Raw genomic sequence first — 22,310 nt, forward strand, 5'->3', positions numbered from 1 at the left:
CGAAGCAGATCCACGCACTCCGCTGCGCCCGTACCGTTTTCCCGCCGGCCACGCCGCCCGCCCGCCGACGTCATGGCTGCGTCTCACCGGACGGGGACGTGACCCGTCGGTGCCAGGGTCACGGCTGGTCCTGCCGGGTGTGCTCGGCGGTGACGAAGTCGGCGGCCAGTTCACCGACGAGGATCGCCGGGGCGTTGGTGTTGGCGGTGGTCACCGCCGGCATGATCGACGCGTCGGCGACGCGTAGTCCCCGTACTCCGTGCACCCGTAGCCGGGAATCGACCACCGCTTGGTCGTCGGCGCCCATCTTGCAGGTGCCGACCTGGTGGTGGAAGGTTCCGGCGGTGGCGCGTACGTAGGCGCGCAGGTCGTCGCGGGTGCGGACCTGCGGACCCGGGTAGATCTCCCGAGCACCCCACTCGTCGGCCAGGGCCGAGCCGGCACCCATCTCCCGGGCCAGGGTCACCGCGTCGACGAGCACGTCGGCGTCCTGCGCGCAGGCCAGCGTCGCGGGGTCGATGTCGAGCCCGGCGTGCGGGTCGCCGGCGACGAGGCGGATCCGTCCCCGGCTCACCGGGCGGACCAGGCCGGCCTGGAGGGTGAACCCGTCGGACGGGCCCGACATCCCGGGCTGGTACATCGGGACCGGGAAGTGCAGCGTCTGCGCGTCGGGAACCGGCAGGCCGGACCGGCTGCGCCAGAACAGGTGACTCTGCATCGGCGACAGGTCGGGCGAGCGGCCGACCGGACGGTTGGTGCTGAAGATGACCGGGGTGAGCAGGTGGTCGTGCAGGTTGCGGCCCACGCCGGGCAGGTGCGCCCGGACGTCGATGCCGTGCCGGCGCAACTCGGCGGCGTCGCCGATGCCGGAGAGCATCAGCAGGCGGGGGGACTCGATGGTGCCGGCGGACACGATCACCTCGACGTCGGCGCGGGTGGTGTGGACGGCTCCGTCGCGTTCCCACTCCACTCCGGTGCAGCGGTCAGCGGTGAACAGCAGCCGACGGGCGTGCGCGCGGGTGACGACGGTGAGCCCCGGATGGCCGAGGACGGGGCGCAGGTACCCGACGGCTGCGCTCTGCCGCTGACCGTCGCGGATGGTCAACTGGGTGAGCGACACCCCGTCCAGTTCGCCGGAGTTGTAGTCGGGGTTGATCCCGACCCCGATCTCCTGCGCCGCCTTGACGCAGGACTCGAAGATCGGATCCGGGCGGTACTGGGACATCACGTGGATCGGTCCGCCGGTGCCGCGCAACGGGGCCACCGCGTCGAGGTCCTCCATGCGCCGGTGCACGGGCAGGACGTCGGCCCACGCCCAGCCTTCGTTACCGAGGTACGCCCAGTGGTCGTAGTCGGCGGCGGCGCCCCGGGCCCAGATCATGCCGTTGAGGGCGCTGGAGCCGCCGAGCACCCGTCCGCGTGGCCAGTGCAGCCGCCGGTGCCCGGCATTCGGTTGCGCCGTGGTGTGGTAGGCCCAGTCCTCCTTGGCGAACCAGAGGTGGGCCAGACGTCCGGGCGTACCGATGTCGGGATTGGTGTCCTCGCCACCGGCCTCCAGGACGACCACGTGCAGTCCGCGTTCGACCAGCCGGCGGGCCAGCGCGCAGCCGGCGGAGCCGGCGCCGACGACGACCACGTCGGCGCCGGCAGGTGTCGCTGCCACGTGTGTTGCCCCCTTTCGGCCCAACGCGGTGCACCCACGCGGGCGACGTGCGGTGTCCCCGGGCGCGGTGTCCGCGCGGGGGCGTGCGGTGTCAGGCGGCGGCCAGCACCAGGACGGCGTTCTGGCCACCGAAGCCGAACGAGTTGCTCAGGGCCACCCCGATGCGCTGTTTTCGGGACGCCTTGGTGACCACGTCCAGGTCGATGGCGCTGTCCTGTTCGTCGAGGTTGGCGGTCGGCGGGACGAGGCCGTGCTGCAACGCCAGCACGGTCAGGGCCGCCTCGATCCCACCGGCGGCCCCGAGGGCGTGGCCGAGACAGCCCTTGCTCGCGGTCACCACCGGCAGCGAGTCGAACAGGCGGCTGAGCACCCGCGCCTCGGCCAGGTCACCGGCGGGCGTGCCGGTGGCGTGTGCGTTGACGTGGTCCACGTCGGCCGGGACGAGACCCGCCCCACCCAGCGCGGCCTGCACGGCCCGCTGGACACCACGGCCCTCCGGGTCGGGGGTGGTGGGGTGGTACGCGTCGGCGCTGGCCCCGAAGCCGAGCAGTCGCGCCCGCACCCGGGCACCGCGGGCGGCGGCGTCCTCGGCGCGTTCCAGGACCAGCAGGCCGCACCCCTCACCGAGGACGAAACCGTCCCGACCGACGTCGAACGGCCGGGACGCGGTCGGGTCGGCCCGCCGCGACAGCGCCCCCATCTGCGCGAACCCGGCGACGGCGAGCGGGGTGACGCCGGCCTCGGTGCCACCGGCCACCACCACGTCGCAGGCCCGGCTGCGCAGCAGGTCGTGGGCCAGTCCGATGGCGGTGCTGCCGGAGGCACAGGCCGTGGCAGTGACCAGGTTGGGACCGCCGGCGCGCAGGTCCATGCCGACCTGACCGGCGGCCATGTTGGACAGCATCATCGGCAGCAACAACGCGGAGACCGCCTGCGCCCCCTCGGCGGCCAGGACGGCGTGCTGGGCGGCCGTGGTGGACACCCCCCACATGCCGCAACCGATCACCACGCCGACCCGGGCGCCGTCCCAGGTCGCGGGGTCGAGGCCGGCGTCGGCCACCGCCTCCCGGGCCGCCACCAGCGCGAACTGCACGAAGCGGTCGTACTGCCAGTGGCGGCGGCCGACGGCGGCACGCGGGTCGAAGTCGGGTACCCGGCAGGAGAGGTCGACGGGTATGCCGACCAGGTCGGGATCGTGGGTTGCCGTGGAGACCCCGGCGCAGACCGTCTGCCAGGTCCGTGCCACGCCGATCCCGCCCGGGGTGACCAGCCCCAGGCCGGTGATGGCGGTCTCCATCCCGGTCACGCCGCGCGGGCCAACGAGGCCTCGATGACGCCGGCGAGCGCCGCGATGGTGGTGCGTGGTGTGGCGTCCTCGTCAGCGATCTTCAGGTCGAACTCCTTCTGCAGCACCAGGGCCAGCTCCACCATGAACAGTGAGTCCAGTTCCAGTTGCTCGAAGGTCACGGCCGGCCCGATCTCGTCCGGTTCCACCTCGAAGCGGGTGGTGAGGATCTGTACGACCCGCTGGTAGACGTCGGTCATCTCACACGCTCCTCGTGGTTTGTCGGTCACCGGATGGCCGGACCGGTGACCGGCGGCTCGGACCTGGGGTGGTGCGGCAGTGGGACGGGCTCCGTCCCGGCGGGGGCCGGGAACGTCCCGGCGGTGGAGGCTGCGCCGGCGGTCGCCGGGGCCGATCCCGCAGTCGCCGGGGCTGTTCCGGCGGCGGTTCCCGTCGCGTCGCCCGGCCGTTCGGCTGGTTGCAGCCGTGGCCAGACGAGCACGGTCGATCCCCAGGTCAGGCCCCCACCGAAGGCGGTGATCAGGACCCGGTCTCCGGCGGCGACCCCACCGGTGGCGCCGGCGTCGGCGAGGGCCAGCGGGATGGAGGCGGCACCGGTGTTGCCGACCCGGTCGATGTTGGCCACCACCCGGTCCCGGGTCAGGTCGAGTTCGTCCGCGAGGGCGTTGAGGATGCGAATGTTGGCCTGGTGGCTGACGACCCGGTCGACGTCGGCGAGCTGCCAGCCGACGCGCCGCACGACCGTACGGGACGAGGCGGCCATCCGGACGACGGCGTTGCGGAACACCTCGCGTCCGTCCATCGTGAAGTAGAAGTCAGCCGGGTCGGGCGTCCGACCGGACAACCGCTGCCGGGCTCCGCCGGCGGCCACCTGGATCAGGTCGCTCCCGCCCCCGTCGCTGCCGAGGTCGAAGGAGCCGAGCGCGCCGGGCTCGTCGCGTCGGCCGGCGCGCAGGACGACCGCCCCCGCCCCGTCGGCCAGGACCACCGCGGTGGTGCGGTCGCCCGGGTCGGTCACGCTGGAGAGCGCGTCGGCGCCGATCACCAGGACCCGGTCGGCGAGCTCGGTGGCGATCAGGCCGGCTGCGGTGGCCAGCGAGTAGACGAACCCGGTGCAGACGGCGCCCAGGTCGTAGGCGGCCACCCCGGTCAGGCCCAGCCGGGAGGCCACCTCGGGTGCGATGGCCGGACAGGACCGGTCCGGCGTCATGGTGGCGACCACGACGGCGTCGACGCCCGGCGTCCCGGCGGAGACCTGGGCGCGCCGGCCGGCCTCGACCGCGAGGTCCGAGGTGGACATGCCGGGATCGACGAAATGGCGCTGCGCGATGCCGGTGCGGGACCGGATCCACTCGTCCGAGGTGTCCAGTCCGGCGGAAAGGTCCGCGTTGGTGACCACGCGCGGCGGCACCCAGCCACCCACCCCGGCGAGCACTGCCGACCGGGCCGTCACGGTACCCGCCGAATGGGTAGGTTCATATTGAATCCCTTGCATCTCTTTGAGCCCGAACCAGCAACCAGTTAACACCGTGACACCCGCCCCGCGCCCCCTAGGTTCCGCCCGTTGGGGTTTCCCCCAATACTCGGACGCGCGGCAGCGAAATTAGGCTGATCTCGCTTACATCCCCTGGTGGAACGTCCAGAAAGCGACGAGAGGAAATCGACGTGCCATTCGCGCAGGGGCATTCGCGCACCATCCCCGTTCCACTTCTGGACCACGTTGTGGTACTGCTCGACGGGGCCGCCTTCCGCGACATATTTGCCTGCGCCATGCTGCGTGAACAATTTGCCCGGGTGAAACCGAAAGAAGTCACCAGCTCGATCGCCGGGCAGTACTCGGCGCTCGGGCTGGCCGGCGAGAACACCCTGCTGGAGTTGTTCGACGGCGCGCTGCCCGGCCCGCGTCGGCTCACCGGTGGCCTGGTGTTCTCCTTCGAACACCCCGGCTCCGTGCAACGCGCCCGGGAGCTGCTCGACACCGGCCCCGGCATCGGCGGCCACTACGAGCTGGTCCAGCGCACCGAACCCGACACCGGCGAGTTCCGCCCCTGGTACCACATGCTGCGTACCGACCTCGGCGAGGACAGCCCACTGTTGATGTTCCTCAACGAGGTCACCCCCGGGTACTACGACTCGGTGTCCGCCCGCCGGGGACCCGACGGCGAGTTGCTGCGCAGCGGCTACCTCGACGCGGCGTTCGGGACCGGCGGACGGCGGTCGCTGCGCGACATCACCGCCGTCACCCTCCGGGTACGCCCGCACCGGGCGACCCGGATGGCCGACGCGCTCACCGCGCTGGGCTACCGGGCCACCACCACCCCACCCGAGCACACCGGCGATCCCGCCGCCGGCGCCGAGCCGACGTACCGGATCACCGGTCCGGGTGTCGACATCGGACTCGTCGGCTCGGCCACCGCGCCCGAGGGTGTCCTCGACATCACCATGGACCTGCACGAGGCCCCGCGGCAGCACCAGGAGTTCGTCTTCGGCGGCACCTCGCGGCTGGTCCTGCGGCAGAACACCGCCCACTGGACGTTCACCCCACCGGCCTGATGAGGATAGGTGCGTCGATGCCCGGCGAATCCGTGCTGTTCCACGAGGCGGTCCTCGCACACGCCGCCCGTGACCCCGACGCGGTCGCGGTGGAGTCCACCGATCGGTCGCTGAGCTACGCCGAGCTGGCCGCCCGTGCCCGCCGTGTGGCGCTCCACCTGCGCCGCCACGGCGTCGGACCCGACGTACCGGTCGCGATCGCCCTGGACCGCTCGACCGAGTCCGTCGTCGCGGTGCTCGGCACCCTGCTGGCCGGCGGCGCCTGGGTGCCGCTCGACCCGTCCTACCCCACCGAGCGGCTGTCCTACATGCTCACCGACTCCGGCGTGGACCTACTCGTCGCCGAGGCGCACACCATGGACCGGCTGCCGGCCGGGCGGGTCCGCCGCATCGACCCGGCCGAGGCCGCCGCGGAGTCCGGGCCGGCGCCCGACCCGCTGCCACCGGCGCCGACCGGCCGACACCTCGCGTACATGATCTACACCTCGGGGTCCACCGGACGTCCCAAGGGCGCGCTGCTCAGCCACGCTGGCCTGGCCAACCTCGTCCGCGCCCAGGCCGACGCCTTCGGGGTGCGCCCCGGTGACCGGGTGCTCCAGTTCGCCCCGTCCAGCTTCGACGCCTCGGTGTTCGAGACCGCCATGGCGCTGGCCACGGGCGCCACCCTGGTGCTGGCGGACCGGGCCATCGCCGCCCCGGGGCCGGAGCTGTTCGCCACCCTGCGTACCCGGCGGATCAGTCACCTCACGCTGCCCCCGTCGGTGCTGGCCACCCTGCCCGACGAGCCCCTGCCCGACCTGGCCGTGCTGGTCTGCGCCGGTGAGGCGCTCCCCGCCGCGCTGGTGCGGCGCTGGGCGCCCGGCCGGCGCATGTTCAACGCCTACGGCCCCACCGAGGCCACCGTCTGGGCCACCCTGGCGCAGGTGCGTGCCGACGACGGGCGACCGTCCATCGGCGTACCGGTCACCGGCGTCCACGTCGCCGTGGTCGACCCCGACGGCCGGCCGGTGCCCGACGGCCAGGTCGGCGAACTGGTCATCGGCGGGGCCGGCGTCGCCCGGGGCTACCACGCCCGGCCGGGGCTGACCGCCGAGCGGTTCGTCCCCGACCCGGACGGGCCGCCCGGCGCACGCCGGTACCGCAGCGGCGACCAGGTGTGCCGCCGCCCCGACGGCACTCTCGACTTCTTCGGGCGCATCGACCACCAGATCAAGTTGCGGGGACACCGGATCGAACCGGACGAGGTGGCCGCCGTGCTGGCCGGGCACCCCGCCGTCACCGACGCGGTGGTGGTCGCCCGGGGCTCCGGCGACGCCACCCGGCTGGTCGGCTACGCCGCCAGCGACCACGATCCGGCCGGGCTGCGCGCCTTCCTGGCCGAACGGCTGCCCGCCTACCTGGTACCCGACGTGGTGGTGACCCTCGACGCGCTGCCGCTGACCGTCAGCGGCAAGATCGACCGGTCCGCCCTGCCCGAGCCGGACCGGGCCAGCGCCGGCCTGACCGGACCCGTCACCGCCCCGCGCACCGGCACCGAGCGGATCCTCGCCGGGTTCCTCGCCGACCTGCTCGGCCACACCAGCGCCGGGCCGGACCCCGCGCCGGGCACGGACCCGCCGGCCGCGCTCCGCCTCGGCGTGCACGACGACATCTTCGCTCTCGGCGCCAACTCGCTGATGGCCGGCCGGCTCGCCGCGCGGGTCCGCGCCGAACTCGGCCGTGAACTGCCGGTCGTGGTCATCTACCGATCCCCCACCGTCGCCGCCATGGCCGCCGCGCTGGACGACGCGGACGACACCGACCGCGCACCCACCCCGCCCCCGCTGACCCCGGCCGACCCCGACGCGGTCGCGCCCCTCTCCCTGCCCCAGGAGCGGATCTGGTTCCTCGACCAGCTCGACCCCGGCAACCGGGCGTACCACGCCCAGGCCACCATGCGGTTGCGCGGGCCGCTCGACCCAGCGGCGCTACAGGCCGCGCTCGACGAGATCGTCCGCCGCCACGACATCTTCCGTACCGGCTTCGTCGCCGGGCCGCACGGGCCCGAGCAGCACGTCACCGCCCACCGCGCCGTCGATCTCCCGCTCGTCGACCTGTCCGCGTACGACGAGCCGGAGCGCGGCCGGCGGGCCGAGCAGATCGTGGCCGGTCACCTACGTGAACCCTTCGACCTGGCCAGTCCACCGCTGGCCCGGTGGGCACTGGTCCGGCACGCCGACGACGATCACACCCTGGTTCACGTCGAACACCACCTGGTCCACGACGGCTGGTCCTTCGCCGTCTTCGTCGAGGAGCTCACCACCCTCTACGCCGGCTACGCCGCCGGGCGGGAACCGGACCTGCCGCCGCCGTCCTGCCGCTACCGCGACTTCACGCTCTGGCAGCGCGGGTGGATGCGGGGCGGAACCCTCGACCGACACCTGTCGCACTGGACCCGGGAACTGGCCGGCGCACCGCACGAGCTGGCGTTGCCCCTGGATCGCGCCCGTCCGCTGGCCCAGAGCTTCACCGGCGCGGCGCTGCGGATCGAACTTCCCGGCGAGCTGTGCGCGCGACTGCGCGGGTACAGCCGCCGGCACGGGGTCACCCTCTACGCCACCATGCTCGCCGGCTTCGCCGCCCTGCTGGGCCGCTACGCCCGCCAGGACGACATGATCATCGGCAGTGGTGTGGCGAACCGCCGTCTCGCCGAGACCGAACGCATGATCGGCATGGTCGTCAACACCCTGCTGCTGCGCGTCGACCTGTCCGGCCGGCCCAGCTTCACCGAACTGGTCCGCCGGGTGCACACCCGCGCCGCACGGGCCTACGAGTGGGCCGACGTGCCGCTGGACCGGCTGGTGGAGGCCCTCGACCCGGTACGCGACCCGTCCCGCAACCCGCTGTTCCAGACCATGTTCAGCTTCCACGACTCCCCGATGCCGGAGCTGACCTTCGCCGGGCTGACCGGCACCGTCCTGGAACGGCACAACGGCACCGCCAAGACCGACCTGAACATCGTGGTCCTGCCCCGCGCGGAACAGCGTGCCGGGCAGGGCCACCGGGACGACGCCGCCCCGATCACCCTGATCTGGGAGTACGCCACCGCCCTGTTCGACGCCTCGACCATGCGGCGGATGACCGGACACTACGTCCGGCTTCTCGACGCGGCGATGACCGGCCCCGACCAGCCGGTCGGCCGGCTGCCGCTGCTCGACGCGCAGGAGTGGACCCGGGTCGTCCACACGTACAACCGCACCGCCGTCGCCTTCCCGGCCGACCGCACCGTGCCCGACCTGTTCGCCGAGCAGGTGGCCCGGCGACCGCACGCCCCCGCCGTCGAGTACGAGGGGCAGACCCTCAGCTACGCCGACCTCGACGCCGGCGCCGACCGGCTGGCCCGGCTGCTGCGCCGGCGGGGTGTCGGCGCCGACACCCCGGTCGGTGTCCTGTTCGCCCGCGGCCCCGACCTGATCACCGCCTTCCTTGCCGTGCTCAAGGCCGGCGGCGCGTACGTGCCGCTCGACCCCGGCTACCCGGGCGAACGGCTGCGCTGGCTGCTGGCCGACTCCGGGGCCCGGCTGGTGGTCACCCAGGCCGACCTGGCCGGGGTGCTGCCCGTCGACGACGTGGAGGTGGTGACCGGCGACGATCCGCAGGCCGGGCCCGAGGACCGGCCCGACGCCGGGCCGGAGTCCACCGCCGCCCGCCCGGACAGCGCTGCCTACGTCCTCTACACCTCCGGCTCCACCGGACGGCCCAAGGGAGTGGTGGTCGCGCACCGCGCGATCCTGCGCCTGGTCTGCGGCACCGACTTCGTCCGCTTCGGACCGCACGAACGCATCGCCCAGGTCGCCGACGCGTCCTTCGACGCGATCACGTTCGAGGTGTGGGGCGCCCTGCTGCACGGCGGCACCGTCTGCGTCATCCCCCGCGACACCGTCCTGAGCCCCGGCCGGCTGGGCGACGAGTTGCGCCGGTCCCGGATCACCAGCATGTTCCTCACCTCGGCCCTGTTCAACGAGGTCATGGCGCACCGGCCGGACAGCTTCGCCACCATGACCAACCTGCTCGTCGGCGGGGACGCGCTGAACCCGGTCCGCATCCGCCAACTGCTGCGCGGCCCGTACGCCCCGGCCCGGCTGCTCAACGGCTACGGTCCCACCGAGACCACCACCTTCGCCGTGGTGCACCACATCACCGACCTGCCCGACGGGGCCAGTTCCGTACCCATCGGCCGGCCCATCGCCAACACCACCGCGTACGTCCTCGACGAGGAGCTGAGCCCGGTGCCCGAGGGCGTACCCGGTCAGCTCCACCTCGGTGGTCCCGGGGTGGCCCGGGGCTATGCCGGTCGGCCCGCGCTGACCGCGCAACGGTTCGTTCCCGACCCGTTCGGCGCCGACGGCTCCCGCCTCTACCACACCGGTGACGTGGTGCGTTGGCGCAGCGGAGGGGTGCTGGAGTTCCTCGGCCGGACCGACGACCAGGTCAAGATCTCCGGGTTCCGGATCGAGCCGGGCGAGGTGGAGAACACCCTGCTCGACCACCCGGCCGTGGCCGGCGCGGCGGTCGTCGTCGACGACAGCCCGGCCGGTCGCCGCCTGGTCGCCTACGTCGTGCCCCCGGCGAGCCGACCCGGGCCGGGTGCCGCGGAGCTGCGCGTCTGGCTCGCCGAGCGGCTGCCGCCCTACCTGGTGCCGACGGCGTACGTGTCGCTGACCGCCCTGCCCCTCACCGAGCACGGCAAACTCGACCGGGCGGCACTGCCGGCCGCCGAGGCCGAACGCCCCGACCTGCGGGTGGCCCTCCGTGCCCCGCGGACCGACACCGAACGGACCGTCGCCGCGATCTGCGCCGAGCTGATCGGGCTCGACCAGGTCGGCCTCGACGACGACTTCTTCGCCCTCGGTGGGCACTCCCTGCTCGCCATGCGGCTGGTGGCCCGGGTGAACGAGACGTTCGGTGCGGACGTGGCACTGGCCCGCTTCCTGCGTACGCCCACCGTCGCCGGGCTGGTGGCCGCCCTCGACACCCGCACACCGGCCACGGACCCGACCGGGCAGGGCGGCATCGCACCCGGTAGCTGGCAGCAGATGGAGGACCTGTTGCGGCACATCGACCAGCTCACCCCCGAGCAGGTCGACCAGCTGCTGCACGACTTCACGGACAACGAGGTGGATCGATGAATGACGCCGGCACGGATGCCCGGCGGGCCCAACTGGCCCGGCACCTGGCCCAGCGACTGGCCCAGCGCAGCCACCCGCTGTCCTATCCGCAGCAGCGGCTGTGGTTCCTCGACCAACTCAGCCCGGACAACCCCGTCTACAACATCCCGCTGGGCTACCGCATCCGTGGGCCACTCGACGTCAACGCCCTGCGCCGGGCCCTGACCACGGTGGTCCGACGGCACGAGGCGCTGCGTACCGTGTTCAGGGCGGTGGACGGCCAGCCGCGTCAGGTCGTCCTGCCGCCGACGGAGACCCCCCTGACCGTGCACGACGTCGCCGACCCCGCCGAGGCGGCGGCGCTGGCCGGGGCCGAGGCACGTACCCGGTTCGACCTGGTCGACGGCCCGGTCCTGCGGGCCACCCTGCTGCGGCTGGGCCCGGAGGACCACCAGCTGTGCCTCACCGTCCACCACATCGTCTGCGACGGCTGGTCACTGGCCGTCCTCGAACGGGAACTGACCGCTGCCTACCGCGGACGGGAGCTACCCGACCTGCCCGTGCAGTACGCCGACTTCGCCGAGTGGCAGCACACCCACCTCACCGGCGCCACCCTCGACCGGCTCGTCGGCCACTGGCGGGACCGGCTCGCCGACGTACCGCTGCTGGCCAGCCTGCCCACCGACCGGCCCCGCCCACCGACGCAGACCTACCGCGGCGCACACCTGGACCTGGGCTTCGAGCACGACGTCAGCGACGCGGTGACCGCGCTGGCCCGGCAGGTCGCCGCGACCCCGTTCGCGGTGCTGCTGGCCGCCTTCGCCGTCGTCGTGCGGGCGTACACCGGCACGGCGCAGGTCGTCGTCGGTTCGCCGGTGGCGGGCCGGCAACGCCCCGAGATCCAGCCGCTGATCGGGTTCTTCGCCAACACTCTGGTACAGCGGATCGACCTCACCGGTGCCCCGACCTTCCGGCAACTGGTCGAGCGGACCCGCGACGAGACCCGCGACGCCCTGGCCCACCAGGACCTGCCGTTCGAGAAACTCGTCGAGGAGCTGCACCCGAGCCGGGACCTGGCCCACAACCCGCTGTTCCAGGTGTTGTTCAGCTACCACGACACCGACGCCGTGGGGCTGGACCTGCCCGGCTGCGCGGTCACCCCGGTCCCCGGCGACACCGCCACCGCGAAGTTCGACCTCACCCTGTCCCTCACCCGGCGCGGGACGGACCTGACCGGCCGCCTGGAGTACAGCACCGACCTGTTCGACCCGGACAGCGCCGAACGGATGGCCGCCCGCTTCCGTCAGGTCCTCGCCGCGGCCCTGGCCGATCCGGACGGGCCGGTCGGCCGGTTGGACATCCTGACCCCGGGCGAGCGTCACCAACTGCTCACCGAGTGGACCGCCACCGGTGTCGACCGCCGCACCGGCGTGCTCGTGCACGAGCTCGTCGCCGCGCAGGCCCGGCGCACCCCCGACCGGGTCGCCGTGCGGGACGCCGGACCCGGCGACCAACCCGGACTGACCTACCGCGAACTCGACGAGCGCGCCGAACGGTTCGCCGCCACGTTGCGCGGCCACGGCGTCGGCCCGGACCTCCCGGTCGGCGTCCTGCTGCGCCGCGGCACCGACCTGGCGGTGACCCTGCTGGCCATCCTCAAGGCCGGCGGAGCGTACCTGCCGCTGGATCCCGCCCTGCCCGCCGACCGGCTCATCTTCATGGTCACCGACTCCGGCACCCGGGTGGTGGTCACCACCGACCATCTCGCCGGCCGGCTGGGCGGCCTGCCGGTCACCGCCGTCGCCCCCGGCACACCGCCGGCCGACGCGGCACCCACCGGGCCGACCGTACCGACACACGCGGACGACCTGGCGTACGTCATCTACACCTCCGGCTCCACCGGGCGCCCCAAGGGCGTGCTGGTCACCCACCGCAACGTGGGTACCTTCTTCGCCGGGATGGACCGCGAGTTCGGCCCGGACGCCGACGCCGACCGGGACGGGGGCGCGCCGACCTGGTTGGCGGTGACCAGCACCTCCTTCGACATCTCGGTGCTGGAACTGCTGTGGACCCTCACCCGCGGCTTCGAGGTCGTCATCCGGGGGGACGAACCCGGCACCGCCTCCGCCACCGGGGTCCCGGTACCCGCCGAGGTGCAGGCCAGGCCGATGGACTTCAGCCTGTTCTACTTCGGCGGTGACCGGGGCGGCTCCGTCGACGACCGGTACCGACTGCTCGTCGAGGGCGCCCGCTTCGCCGACCGGCACGGCTTCGCCGCTGTGTGGACCCCGGAGCGGCACTTCCACGACTTCGGTGGGCTCTACCCGAACCCCTCGGTCACCGCCGCCGCCATCGCCACCATCACCGAACGGGTACAGATCCGGGCCGGCAGTGTGGTCGTACCGCTGCACGACCCGCTCCGGGTGGCCGAGGAGTGGGCCGTGGTGGACAACCTCTCCGGCGGGCGGGTCGGCATCTCGGTCGCCTCCGGATGGCAACCGAACGACTTCGTCCTCGCCCCGCAGCGGTACACCGACCGGAAGGACCTGATGCTGGCGGGCATCGACGAGGTACGTCGGCTCTGGCGGGGCGAGACGGTCAGCCGCACCCGCCCGGGCGGCGACGAGGTCAACGTACGGGTGTACCCGCCACCGGTGCAGCCCGAGCTGCCCGTCTGGGTCACCAGCGCACGCAGCCCCGACACCTTCCGGATGGCCGGTGAGATCGGCGCCGGGCTGCTCACACACCTGCTCGGCCACTCCGTGGAACAGCTCGCCGAGAAGATCACCATCTACCGTCGGGCCTGGCGGGAGGCCGGCCACACCGGCTCCGGCCACGTCACCCTGATGCTGCACACCTTCCTCGGCGCCGACGCCGAGCAGGTCCGCGAGCTGGTCCGAGCGCCGCTGTGCGCGTACCTGAAGAGCTCCTTCGACCTGCTCTCCGGCCTCGGCGCGGTGTCCGGGCGCAGCAGCGACTTCCGCAACCTGCCCGAGGGGGAACTCGACGCCCTGGTCGAGCAGGCCTTCGACCGGTTCTTCGACACCGCCGCCCTGCTGGGCACCCCCGAGGCCGCCGCGGACCTGGTGGACCGGCTCAAGGCGATCGAGGTGGACGAGGTCGCCTGCCTGATCGACTTCGGGGTGGACCACGACCAGGTCCTGGCCGCCCTGCCGCACCTGCGTACCGCCCGGGAGATCAGCGAGGAACGCCGGCGGGTGGCGCTGGCCGACGAGCCCGTCGCCGCGCAACTGCGCCGGCACCACGTCACCCATCTACAGTGCACACCGTCGCTGGCCGGTGTGCTGGCCGAGGACCCCGACAGCCGGGAGGCGCTCCGCCACCTGCGCCGCCTGCTCGTCGGTGGGGAGGCGCTGCCCGCCGTGCTCGGCGCCGACCTCGCCGGCCTGGTCAGCGGGGGCGTGCACAACATGTACGGCCCCACCGAGGCGACCGTGTGGGCGAGCACCCAGCCGGTCACCGGCACCGGGCCGGTCGCCGCGACCGTGCCGCTCGGCCGCCCGCTGGCCGACGTACGCGCCTACGTGGTCGACGCGGACCTGCGGCCCACCCCGGTCAACGTGCCCGGTGAACTGCTGCTCGGCGGGCCGGGCGTCGCCCGTGGCTACCACGGCCGCCCCGGCCTGACCGCAGAACGCTTCGTCCCCGACCCGTTCGCCGCCGACGGCTCCCGGCTGTACCGCACCGGTGACCTGGCCCGGTGGCGCCCCGACGGCACCCTGGAGTTCCTCGGCCGGCTGGACCACCAGGTGAAGATCCACGGCCACCGGATCGAACTCGGCGAAATCGAGAGCATGCTGGCCGCGCAGCCGGGCGTCCGCGCCGCCGTGGTCGTCGTACGCGGCACCGGCGCCCACCGCGGCCTGGCCGCCTACTGCGAGGCGGGCCGCGCCGACGGTGCGGTGCTGAACCCGGCGACGCTACGGGCCGCCCTGGCCCACGTACTGCCGGACTACATGGTGCCGGCCACCGTCACCGTCCTCGACGAGTTGCCGCTGACCCCGAACGGCAAGATCGACCGCAACCGGCTGCCCGATCCGCAGACCCCCGGGCCCGCCCGCTACCTGGCCCCCCGGACCGACGTCGAGCAGACCATCGCCGAGGTGTGGACGCAGTTGCTCGGCCGCGACCGGGTCGGTCTCGACGACAACTTCTTCGACCTCGGCGGCAACTCGCTGCTGGCGGTCCAGGCCAGGTCCCGGTTGCAGGCCCGCGACGTCACCGGGGTGTCGCTGGTGGACCTGTTCCGCTACCCCTCGGTGCGTACGCTCGCCGCCGCCTGCTCCCCCACCGGAGACCGCCCCGACGCGCTGGTCGGGGCCCGGCAGGCCGCCGGGCGACGGGCCGCCGCCCTGTCCGCCGCCGGCCCGCGGCGGGTACGACGGGCCGACCGGTCGTGACCGCGCACCGGGACAGCACCGGAACCGACGTCGATCCGCCCGACGGGGTCGAACCGATCGCGATCATCGGCATGGCCTGCCGGGTGCCCGGCGCCGACACCGTCCCCCGGTTCTGGGCGAACATGCTCGACGGCGTCAACTCGATCACCCGCTTCACCCCGGACGAACTGCGCGCGGCCGGCGTGGACCCGCACCTGCTGGCCGACCCCGAGTACGTCGCGGCGGGCGCGGTGATCGACGACGCCGACCACTTCGACGCGGAGTTCTTCGGCTACAACACCGCCGAGGCCGAGACGATGGACCCGCAGCAACGGGTCTTCTGCGAGACCGCCTGGGCGGCCCTGGAGGACAGCGGCCACACCCCGGAAAGCGCCGACGGGGCCGTCGGCGTGTTCGCCGGCATGTTCATGAACAAGTACCTGATGGCCAACCTCGCCACCAACCCCCGTTTCCAGCGGTCGGCGATGGCGCCCCTGGCCCGCATCTTCAACGACAAGGACTTCCTGGCGACGCGGGTGGCGTACCTGCTCGACCTGGACGGCCCCGCCTACACCGTGCAGACCGCCTGCTCCACCTCCCTGGTCGCCACCCACCTGGCCTGCCAGTCCCTGCTGACCTACGAGTCGGATCTGGCGCTCGCCGGCGGGGTGACGATCAACCTGCCGCTGCGCACCGGCTACTCACACACCTACAGCGGGGTGTTCAGCCCGGACGGGCAGTGCCGGCCCTTCGACGCCGACGCCACCGGGACCGTGCCCGGCAACGGCGCCGTGGCCCTGGTGCTGCGCCGGCTCTCCGACGCCTTGGCCGACCGGGACCACATCTACGCGGTGATCCGGGCCAGCGCGGTCAACAACGACGGTGCGGTCAAGGCCGGTTTCACAGCACCGAGCCCCGACGGGCAGGCCCGCGTCATCACCGCCGCGCACACCCTGGCGGGGCTCTCCCCGGGCAGCATCGGCTACCTGGAGGCCCACGGCACCGCCACCCGGGTGGGCGACCCGATCGAGGTCGCCGCGCTCACCCAGGCGTTCCGCGTCGGCACCGCCCGGCGGGGCTTCTGCGCCCTCGGCTCGGTCAAGGCCAACATCGGCCACCTCGACGCCGCCGCCGGGGCCGCCGGTCTGATGCGCGCCGCCCTGGCCGTCCAGCACGGGCAGATCCCACCGACGGTGAACTTCCGCTCCCCCAACCCCGACCTCGACCTCGACACCTCCCCCTTCTACGTACCCACCCGCGCCACCGCCTGGCCGGCCGACTCCGGACCCCGCCGCGCCGCAGTGAGCGCCTTCGGTGTCGGCGGCACCAACGCCCACGTGGTCCTCGAACAGCCACCGCCCAGCCCCGACCCGGCACCCACGGCATCCGGCTGGCAGCTGGTGCCGCTGTCCGCGCGCAGCCGCGCAGCCGTCGACGCTGCCACCCACCGGCTGGCCGACCATCTGGAGGCCCACCCGGACCTCGACCTGGCCGACGTCGCCTTCACCCTCCAGAACGGTCGGCGCGGCTTCCCGGTCCGCCGGTTCGCCGCCTGCGCCGATCTGCCCGACCTGGTGGCGGTGCTGCGTGGGGAGGACCCGCACCGGCTGGTCACCCGCACCACCCCGGAGACCGGCCACCGGGCGGTGTTCATGTTTCCCGGTGGCGGCAACCAGCACCGCGCCATGGGCGCCGACCTCTACCGCGGGCAGCCGGTGTTCCGGGCGGCGATCGACCAGTGCGCCACCCTGCTGCGCGACCGGCTCGACGTCGACCTCACCGCGCTGTTGTTCCCCGGCGACGGTGGCGGGCCGCGACGGGGACGCGCGCTCGGCCGCGCCGAGGGGCCCGGTGTGGTCACCGCCCTGTTCGCGGTGGAGTACGCGCTGGCGAAACTGTGGCAGTCCTGGGGCGTGACACCGGTCGCCATGCTCGGCCACAGCCTCGGCGAGTACGTCGCCGCCTGCCTGTCCGGGGTGTTCACCCTCGGGGACGCGCTCGCCATCACCTACGCCCGTGGCGAGCTGTTCGCCCGGATGGCACCGGGCCGGATGCTGGCCGTACCGCTGCCCGAGGCCCAGGTCGCGGAGTTGCTCGACGAACGGCTGTCGATCGCGGCGGTGAACGCGCCGGAGCTGACCGTGGTGGCCGGGCCGGACGACGACGTCGCCGCCCTCGACCGGCGGCTGGCCGACCGGGGCGTGGACTGCGGGCGGATCAACGTACCGGCGGCGAGCCACTCCTGGCTGGTCGAACCGGTCCTTGACGAGTTCACCGCCCGGGTCAAGGAGTGCGACCTGCGGCCACCGCACACCCCGTTCGTCTCCTGCGTCACCGGCACCTGGATCCGCGCCGGGGACGCCACCGACCCGCACTACTGGGCTCGTCACCTGCGCCAACCCGTACGTTTCGCCGACGCGCTGCGGACGGTGCTGACCACGCACGACCGGGTGCTGCTGGAGGTCGGGCCCGGGCGGGCGCTGACCGCGCTGGTACCCGGACAGCGGATCGCCCCCACCCCGACCGCGGTCGCCTCGCTGGGTCACCCCCGCGACCGGCTGCCGGACACCGCGCACCTGATGGCCGCAGTGGGCCGGCTCTGGCAGGCCGGGGTGAGCGTGGACTGGCCGGCGCTGCACACCGCGCGCCCGCCCCGGCGGGTCAGCCTGCCCGGCTACCCGTTCCAGCGCCGCCGGTACTGGGTGGAGCCGGGGGCGACCGCCGGCGGACCAGCCGACACCGCCGGCAGCACGGTCGACCCGGACTCCGACACGGTCGACCCGGACTCCGGCACCGTCGACCCGGGCGGCGCGTCCGCCGGCACCGACCTGGCGGGCACGCCGGAGGACGGCCACCTCGCCCCCCGTACCGAACGGGAACGCCAGGTCGCGCGGGTGTGGTGCGACCTGCTCGGCCTGGACCGCATCAGCGTCACCGACGACCTGTTCGACTGCGGCGCCCACTCTCTGATGATCACGCAGGCCGCCCGGGAGCTGCGCCGCCTCGGCGCACCCCAGCTCACCGCCGGCGACGTCCTGGCCAGCCCCACCGTCGCCGGCCTGGCCGCCCGGATCGAGGCCGCCGTGTCCGGGCGACCGCTGATCGAACTGCACGGCACCGGCCCCGACCTCGCCGCCGAGGTCGTCCTCGACCCGGCGGTCACCCCCGACCGGGACGCGCCGGCCCGCGCCGGCCCGCCCCGGGTGGTGCTGCTCACCGGTGCCACCGGATTCGTCGGCGCGTTCCTCTGCGCCGAACTGGCCCGGCAGACCAGCGCCGAGATCGTCTGCCTGGTCCGGGCCGCCAGCCCCGAGGAGGGCACCGAACGCCTGCACACCGTCCTGACCTCCTACGGCCTGCCCGCACCACCCGCGCACCGGCTGCGCGTCGTCCCCGCCGACCTGGCCCGTCCCCGCTTCGGCCTGGCCCCGGCCGACTTCGACGCCCTCGCCGACGAGGTCGACGCGATCTACCACTGTGGTGCCTGGGTCAACTTCGTGCGCCCGTACCGCTCCCTCAAGGCCACGAACGTGCGCGGCACCGAGGAGATCCTGCGGCTGGCCACCCGGGGCCGCCCCACCCCCGTGCACCACATCTCCACCCTGGCCGTCCTCGCCGGAGCCGTCGCCGACGGTGCCACGCAGATCAACGAGGACGACCCCCTGCCACCACCGGTGGGCCACGACACCGCCTACAGCCAGAGCAAGTGGGTCGCCGAGAGGCTCATCGGCCTCGCCCGGGACCGCGGCGTGCCGGTGTCGGTGTACCGGGCCGGCGCGGTGCTCGGGGACAGCCGCACCGGCGCGACCAACCGGGAGGACTACGTCACCAAGGTCATCCAGGGCTGCGTCGAGCTCGGTCTGGCCCCCACCCGCCGGTACGCCTTCGCCGCCGCCACCGTCGACTACGTCGCGCGTACCGTGGTCGCTCTGTCCCTGCGCCCGGAGACCACCGGCGGCACCTTCCACACCGTCAACCCCGACCCGCTGGACTGGAACGACATCTTCCGCCACCTGCGGGCCGTCGGCTACCGCGTGCCGAGCGTCGACTGGCAGCGTTGGCGCCACCAGCTCACCGAGCAGGTCGAGGCCGACGAGACGGCGAACAGCTTCGCCCCGCTGATGGCGATGCTCGGCGACACCCCGGACCGGGACATGCCCCGGATGCGCTGCGACAACGTCCGGTCGGCGCTGCCGGCCGACCTGGCCCGCCCACCGGAGCTGGACGCCGCGTTGTTCGCGCGGATGCTGGGCTTCCTCGCCCGGGGCGGAGCCCTGCCCGCACCGCCGGACGGCGATCCGGCCCGGCCCGACACCGCCCAGAAGGACCTGCTGCCATGACCATGCTGTTGACCGGGGCCACGCTCATCGACGGGCTCGGCGGCGACCCGGTGACCGACCGGGCCGTACGGATCGAAGCCGACCGGATCACGCAGGTGGGGGTCCGAGTCCCGACCGACGGCGCCGACCTGGTCGACCTGAGTGGGCTGACCCTGCTGCCGGGGCTGATCGACGCACACACCCACGTGGGCTACTCCAGCGACGTACGCGCGATGCTCAGCGGGGAGCTGTCGGTGGCCGAACGGGCCGCCGACATCTTCCGCAACCTGCGGGAGACCCTGACGGCCGGGTTCACCACCGTCCGGGACTGCGGCGGCCTCGACCTCGGGGTGCTGCGCACGGTACGCCGCGGACTGGTACCCGGCCCCCGTATCTGGGCCGCCGCCGTGGCGCTGTCCCAGACCGGCGGGCACGGTCGGCTGGGCTCGCCGCTGGCCCCCGCGGGTCCGTCACCGTTCTCGGTACGCGGCCTGACCGGGATGACCCCCAACGCAGACGGTGTCGAGGAGGTCCGCCGGGCCGCCCGCGAGTGCTTCCGTCAGGGCGCGTCGTTCCTGAAGATGGCCGTCACAGGCGGGGTGATCTCGGTGTCCGACTCGTTGGAGGACACCCAGTACACCGTCGAGGAGATCGCGGTCGCCGTCGCCGAGGCCCGTGCCCGCAACACGTACGTCACCGTGCACGCCCACAACGGCGCCGGCATCCGCAACGCCGTCCGGGCGGGCGTGGGCTGCGTCGAACACGGTACCGGCATCGACGGGGCCACCGCGGCGATGATGGCCGCCCACGGCGTGCACCTGGTACCCACCCTGGCCATCGCCGAGATGATGCGTACCGACTCCGAGCGGCAGGGGCTCGCCCCCGGGTTCCGGGACCGTGTCGGCGACACCGCCCGGCGCATGATCGACGCCATGCTGCTGGCCCGTGAGGCCGGTGTGCTGGTCGGCTCCGGCTCCGACCTGATCGGGCCGGACCAGAACCACCGTGGCCTGGAGCTGGTACTCAAGGCCCACGTCCTGGGGCCGATGGCGGCGATCGTCTCCGCCACCTCGGTCAACGCCCGCATCATGGGGGTCGCCGACCGTCTCGGGTCGGTCGAGGTGGGCAAGCTGGCCGACCTCGTCGCCGTGGACTTCGATCCGCTCACCGCGCCGGACCTGTTCGACGACCCGGACCGGGTCGTCCTCGTCGTCAGCAACGGCACGATCGTCAAGGACACCCGCAAATGACCCCGGCACCGCACGGACACCCGCCGACGGCCGCCGCCCTGGGGCCGGACCGGGCCGACAGCCGGCCCGACGGCACCACCGCCCCGCCCGTCCTCGGCACGGCCGGGAAGGTGGCCGCCCCGACCACCGCTGAGAAGCTGGCCGAGCTGCGGCGCCGCCGCGCCGAGGCGGAGCAGCCCGGCTCGGCCCGGGCGGCCCGCCGGCTGGCCGTCAGGGGCCGGATGACCGCGCGGGAGCGGATCCTGGCCCTGCTCGACCCCGACTCGTTCGTCGAGACCGACCGGCTGGCCCGTCGGGAGGTCGGGGGGTACGCCGGGCCGCAGCCCCCCGGGGACGGTGTCGTCACCGGCTACGGCACCGTCGACGGTCGGCAGGTGTGCGTCTACGCGCACGACGCGACCCACCGGGGCGGCAGCGCGGGAGCGGTCTTCGGCGCCAAGGTGAGCAAGATACTCGACCACGCCCTGCGCGTCGGCTGCCCGGTGGTCGGCATCAACGACTCCAGCGGCGCCCGGGTGGAGGAGGGGGTGCTGGCCCTCGCCGCATACGGCGAGGTGGCCCGGCGCATGGTGACCGCATCCGGGGTGATCCCGCAGATCTCCCTCATCATGGGTGTCTGCGCGGGTGGCGCCGTCTACACCCCCGCGTTCACCGACTTCGTGGTCATGGTGGAGAACACCTCGCACATGTTCGTCACCGGCCCGGACGTCATCCGGACGGTGACCGGGGAACGGGTGGGTATGGAGGCCCTCGGCGGTGCCACGGTGCACACCACCCGCAGCGGGAACGCCCACTACGCCGCCGCGAGCGAGGCCGAGGCCATCGACTACGTCCGGGACCTGCTGTCCTACCTGCCGGCCAACAACCTCGACGCGGCCCCGGCCTGGCCGCCGGCGTCCCCACTGGAGCCCACCGCCGCCGGCTGGGAACTCGACACGCTCGTACCCGACCGGGCCACCACCCCGTTCGACATGCACGAGGTGATCCGCCGGATCGTCGACGACGGCGACCTGCTGGCGGTGCAGCCCAACTTCGCCCCCAACATCATTTGCGGCTTCGCCCGGATCGAAGGCGCCACGGCGGGGGTGGTCGCCAACCAGTCGCTGCACCTGGCCGGTGCCATCGACATCGACGCCGCGGAGAAGGCCGCACGGTTCGTCCGGTTCTGCGACTCGTTCAACATCCCCGTGCTCACCCTGGTCGACGTCCCCGGATATCTGCCCGGTACCGCCCAGGAGCACCAGGGCATCATCCGTCGGGGGGCGAAACTCGCGTTCGCCTACATCGAGGCGACGGTGCCGAAGATCACCATCGTGGTACGGCGGGCCTTCGGTGGCGGGTACGCGGTGATGGGCTCCCGGGAGCTGGGCGCCGACCTGTGCTTCGCCTGGCCCACCGCACAGATCGGCGTGATGGGCGCGGCGGGCGGGGTCGCCCTGCTGCACCACCAGGCCCTCGCCCGGGCCGACGACCCGGCGCTGCTCCGCCAGGTCCTCGTCGAGGAGTACGAGGACCAGTTGCTCACGCCCTACCGGGCAGCCGAACACGGCTGCGTCGACGACCTGATCCTGCCGTCGGAGACCCGAACCACGGTCGTCCGCGCCCTGCGTGCCCTGAGCAACAAGCGGGTCATCCCGCCGCCGAAGAAGCACGGCAACATCCCCCTGTGATC

Annotated in this window: 10 protein-coding genes; 6 read left to right on the forward strand and 4 right to left on the reverse strand. The window is 73.5% G+C overall.

Going from position 1 to position 22,310, the window contains the following annotated elements:
- Positions 1-118: 118 nt before the first annotated feature.
- The 4 genes from ACFYZF_RS20470 to ACFYZF_RS20485 form a co-directional block, all read right to left on the reverse strand.
- Positions 119-1,663 carry a GMC family oxidoreductase gene (locus tag ACFYZF_RS20470; protein ID WP_387023009.1) on the reverse strand — a complete coding sequence of 515 codons (1,545 nt, stop codon included), beginning with the start codon at positions 1,661-1,663 and terminating at the stop codon, positions 119-121.
- Between the two features lie 91 nt (positions 1,664-1,754).
- Entirely contained in the window at positions 1,755-2,969 is a 1,215-nt protein-coding gene (locus ACFYZF_RS20475; RefSeq protein WP_387023011.1) for a beta-ketoacyl-[acyl-carrier-protein] synthase family protein, read from the reverse strand.
- On the reverse strand, positions 2,966-3,208 hold the full coding sequence (locus ACFYZF_RS20480; protein ID WP_387023012.1) for an acyl carrier protein: 243 nt from the start codon (positions 3,206-3,208) through the stop codon (positions 2,966-2,968). Before ACFYZF_RS20480 ends, ACFYZF_RS20475 begins: the two co-directional genes overlap by 4 nt.
- Before the next feature lie 26 nt (positions 3,209-3,234).
- Positions 3,235-4,422 carry a beta-ketoacyl-ACP synthase III gene (locus ACFYZF_RS20485; RefSeq protein WP_387023014.1) on the reverse strand — a complete coding sequence of 396 codons (1,188 nt, stop codon included), beginning with the start codon at positions 4,420-4,422 and terminating at the stop codon, positions 3,235-3,237.
- 269 nt (positions 4,423-4,691) lie between these two features.
- On the opposite strand from ACFYZF_RS20485, the gene ACFYZF_RS20490 reads away from it, so the two are divergent.
- Genes ACFYZF_RS20490 through ACFYZF_RS20515 form a run of 6 tightly spaced genes read left to right on the forward strand, consistent with a single transcriptional unit; the run spans position 4,692 to position 22,308 of the window.
- Positions 4,692-5,522, forward strand: coding sequence for a DUF5829 family protein (locus tag ACFYZF_RS20490; protein ID WP_387023133.1), 831 nt, complete (start codon positions 4,692-4,694; stop codon positions 5,520-5,522).
- Between the two features lie 17 nt (positions 5,523-5,539).
- Positions 5,540-10,690, forward strand: coding sequence for an amino acid adenylation domain-containing protein (locus tag ACFYZF_RS20495; protein ID WP_387023016.1), 5,151 nt, complete (start codon positions 5,540-5,542; stop codon positions 10,688-10,690).
- Complete coding sequence (locus ACFYZF_RS20500; RefSeq protein ID WP_387023018.1) at positions 10,687-15,090, forward strand: MupA/Atu3671 family FMN-dependent luciferase-like monooxygenase; 4,404 nt, start codon at positions 10,687-10,689, stop codon at positions 15,088-15,090. The genes ACFYZF_RS20495 and ACFYZF_RS20500 overlap by 4 nt, the downstream gene beginning before the upstream one ends.
- The gene (locus ACFYZF_RS20505; RefSeq protein ID WP_387023021.1) at positions 15,087-19,409 is read left to right on the forward strand and encodes a type I polyketide synthase; all 4,323 of its coding nucleotides are present in this window, start codon (positions 15,087-15,089) and stop codon (positions 19,407-19,409) included. Before ACFYZF_RS20500 ends, ACFYZF_RS20505 begins: the two co-directional genes overlap by 4 nt.
- The gene (locus ACFYZF_RS20510; RefSeq protein ID WP_387023023.1) at positions 19,406-20,638 is read left to right on the forward strand and encodes an amidohydrolase family protein; all 1,233 of its coding nucleotides are present in this window, start codon (positions 19,406-19,408) and stop codon (positions 20,636-20,638) included. The genes ACFYZF_RS20505 and ACFYZF_RS20510 overlap by 4 nt, the downstream gene beginning before the upstream one ends.
- Positions 20,635-22,308: an acyl-CoA carboxylase subunit beta gene (locus ACFYZF_RS20515; protein ID WP_387023024.1), complete on the forward strand. Its 1,674-nt coding sequence runs from the start codon at positions 20,635-20,637 to the stop codon at positions 22,306-22,308. The genes ACFYZF_RS20510 and ACFYZF_RS20515 overlap by 4 nt, the downstream gene beginning before the upstream one ends.
- Positions 22,309-22,310 lie beyond the last annotated feature (2 nt).

The organism is Micromonospora sp. NPDC001898, assembly GCF_042891255.1.
In the GTDB taxonomy this organism is placed as follows: Bacteria; Actinomycetota; Actinomycetes; order Mycobacteriales; family Micromonosporaceae; genus Micromonospora.

Coding starts and splice junctions, on each gene's coding strand:
- ACFYZF_RS20480 (WP_387023012.1), bottom strand. CDS start 3,208: ATGACCGACGTCTACCAGCGGGTCGTACAGATCCTCACCACCCGCTTC.
- ACFYZF_RS20495 (WP_387023016.1), top strand. CDS start 5,540: ATGCCCGGCGAATCCGTGCTGTTCCACGAGGCGGTCCTCGCACACGCC.
- ACFYZF_RS20500 (WP_387023018.1), top strand. CDS start 10,687: ATGAATGACGCCGGCACGGATGCCCGGCGGGCCCAACTGGCCCGGCAC.
- ACFYZF_RS20510 (WP_387023023.1), top strand. CDS start 19,406: ATGACCATGCTGTTGACCGGGGCCACGCTCATCGACGGGCTCGGCGGC.
- ACFYZF_RS20515 (WP_387023024.1), top strand. CDS start 20,635: ATGACCCCGGCACCGCACGGACACCCGCCGACGGCCGCCGCCCTGGGG.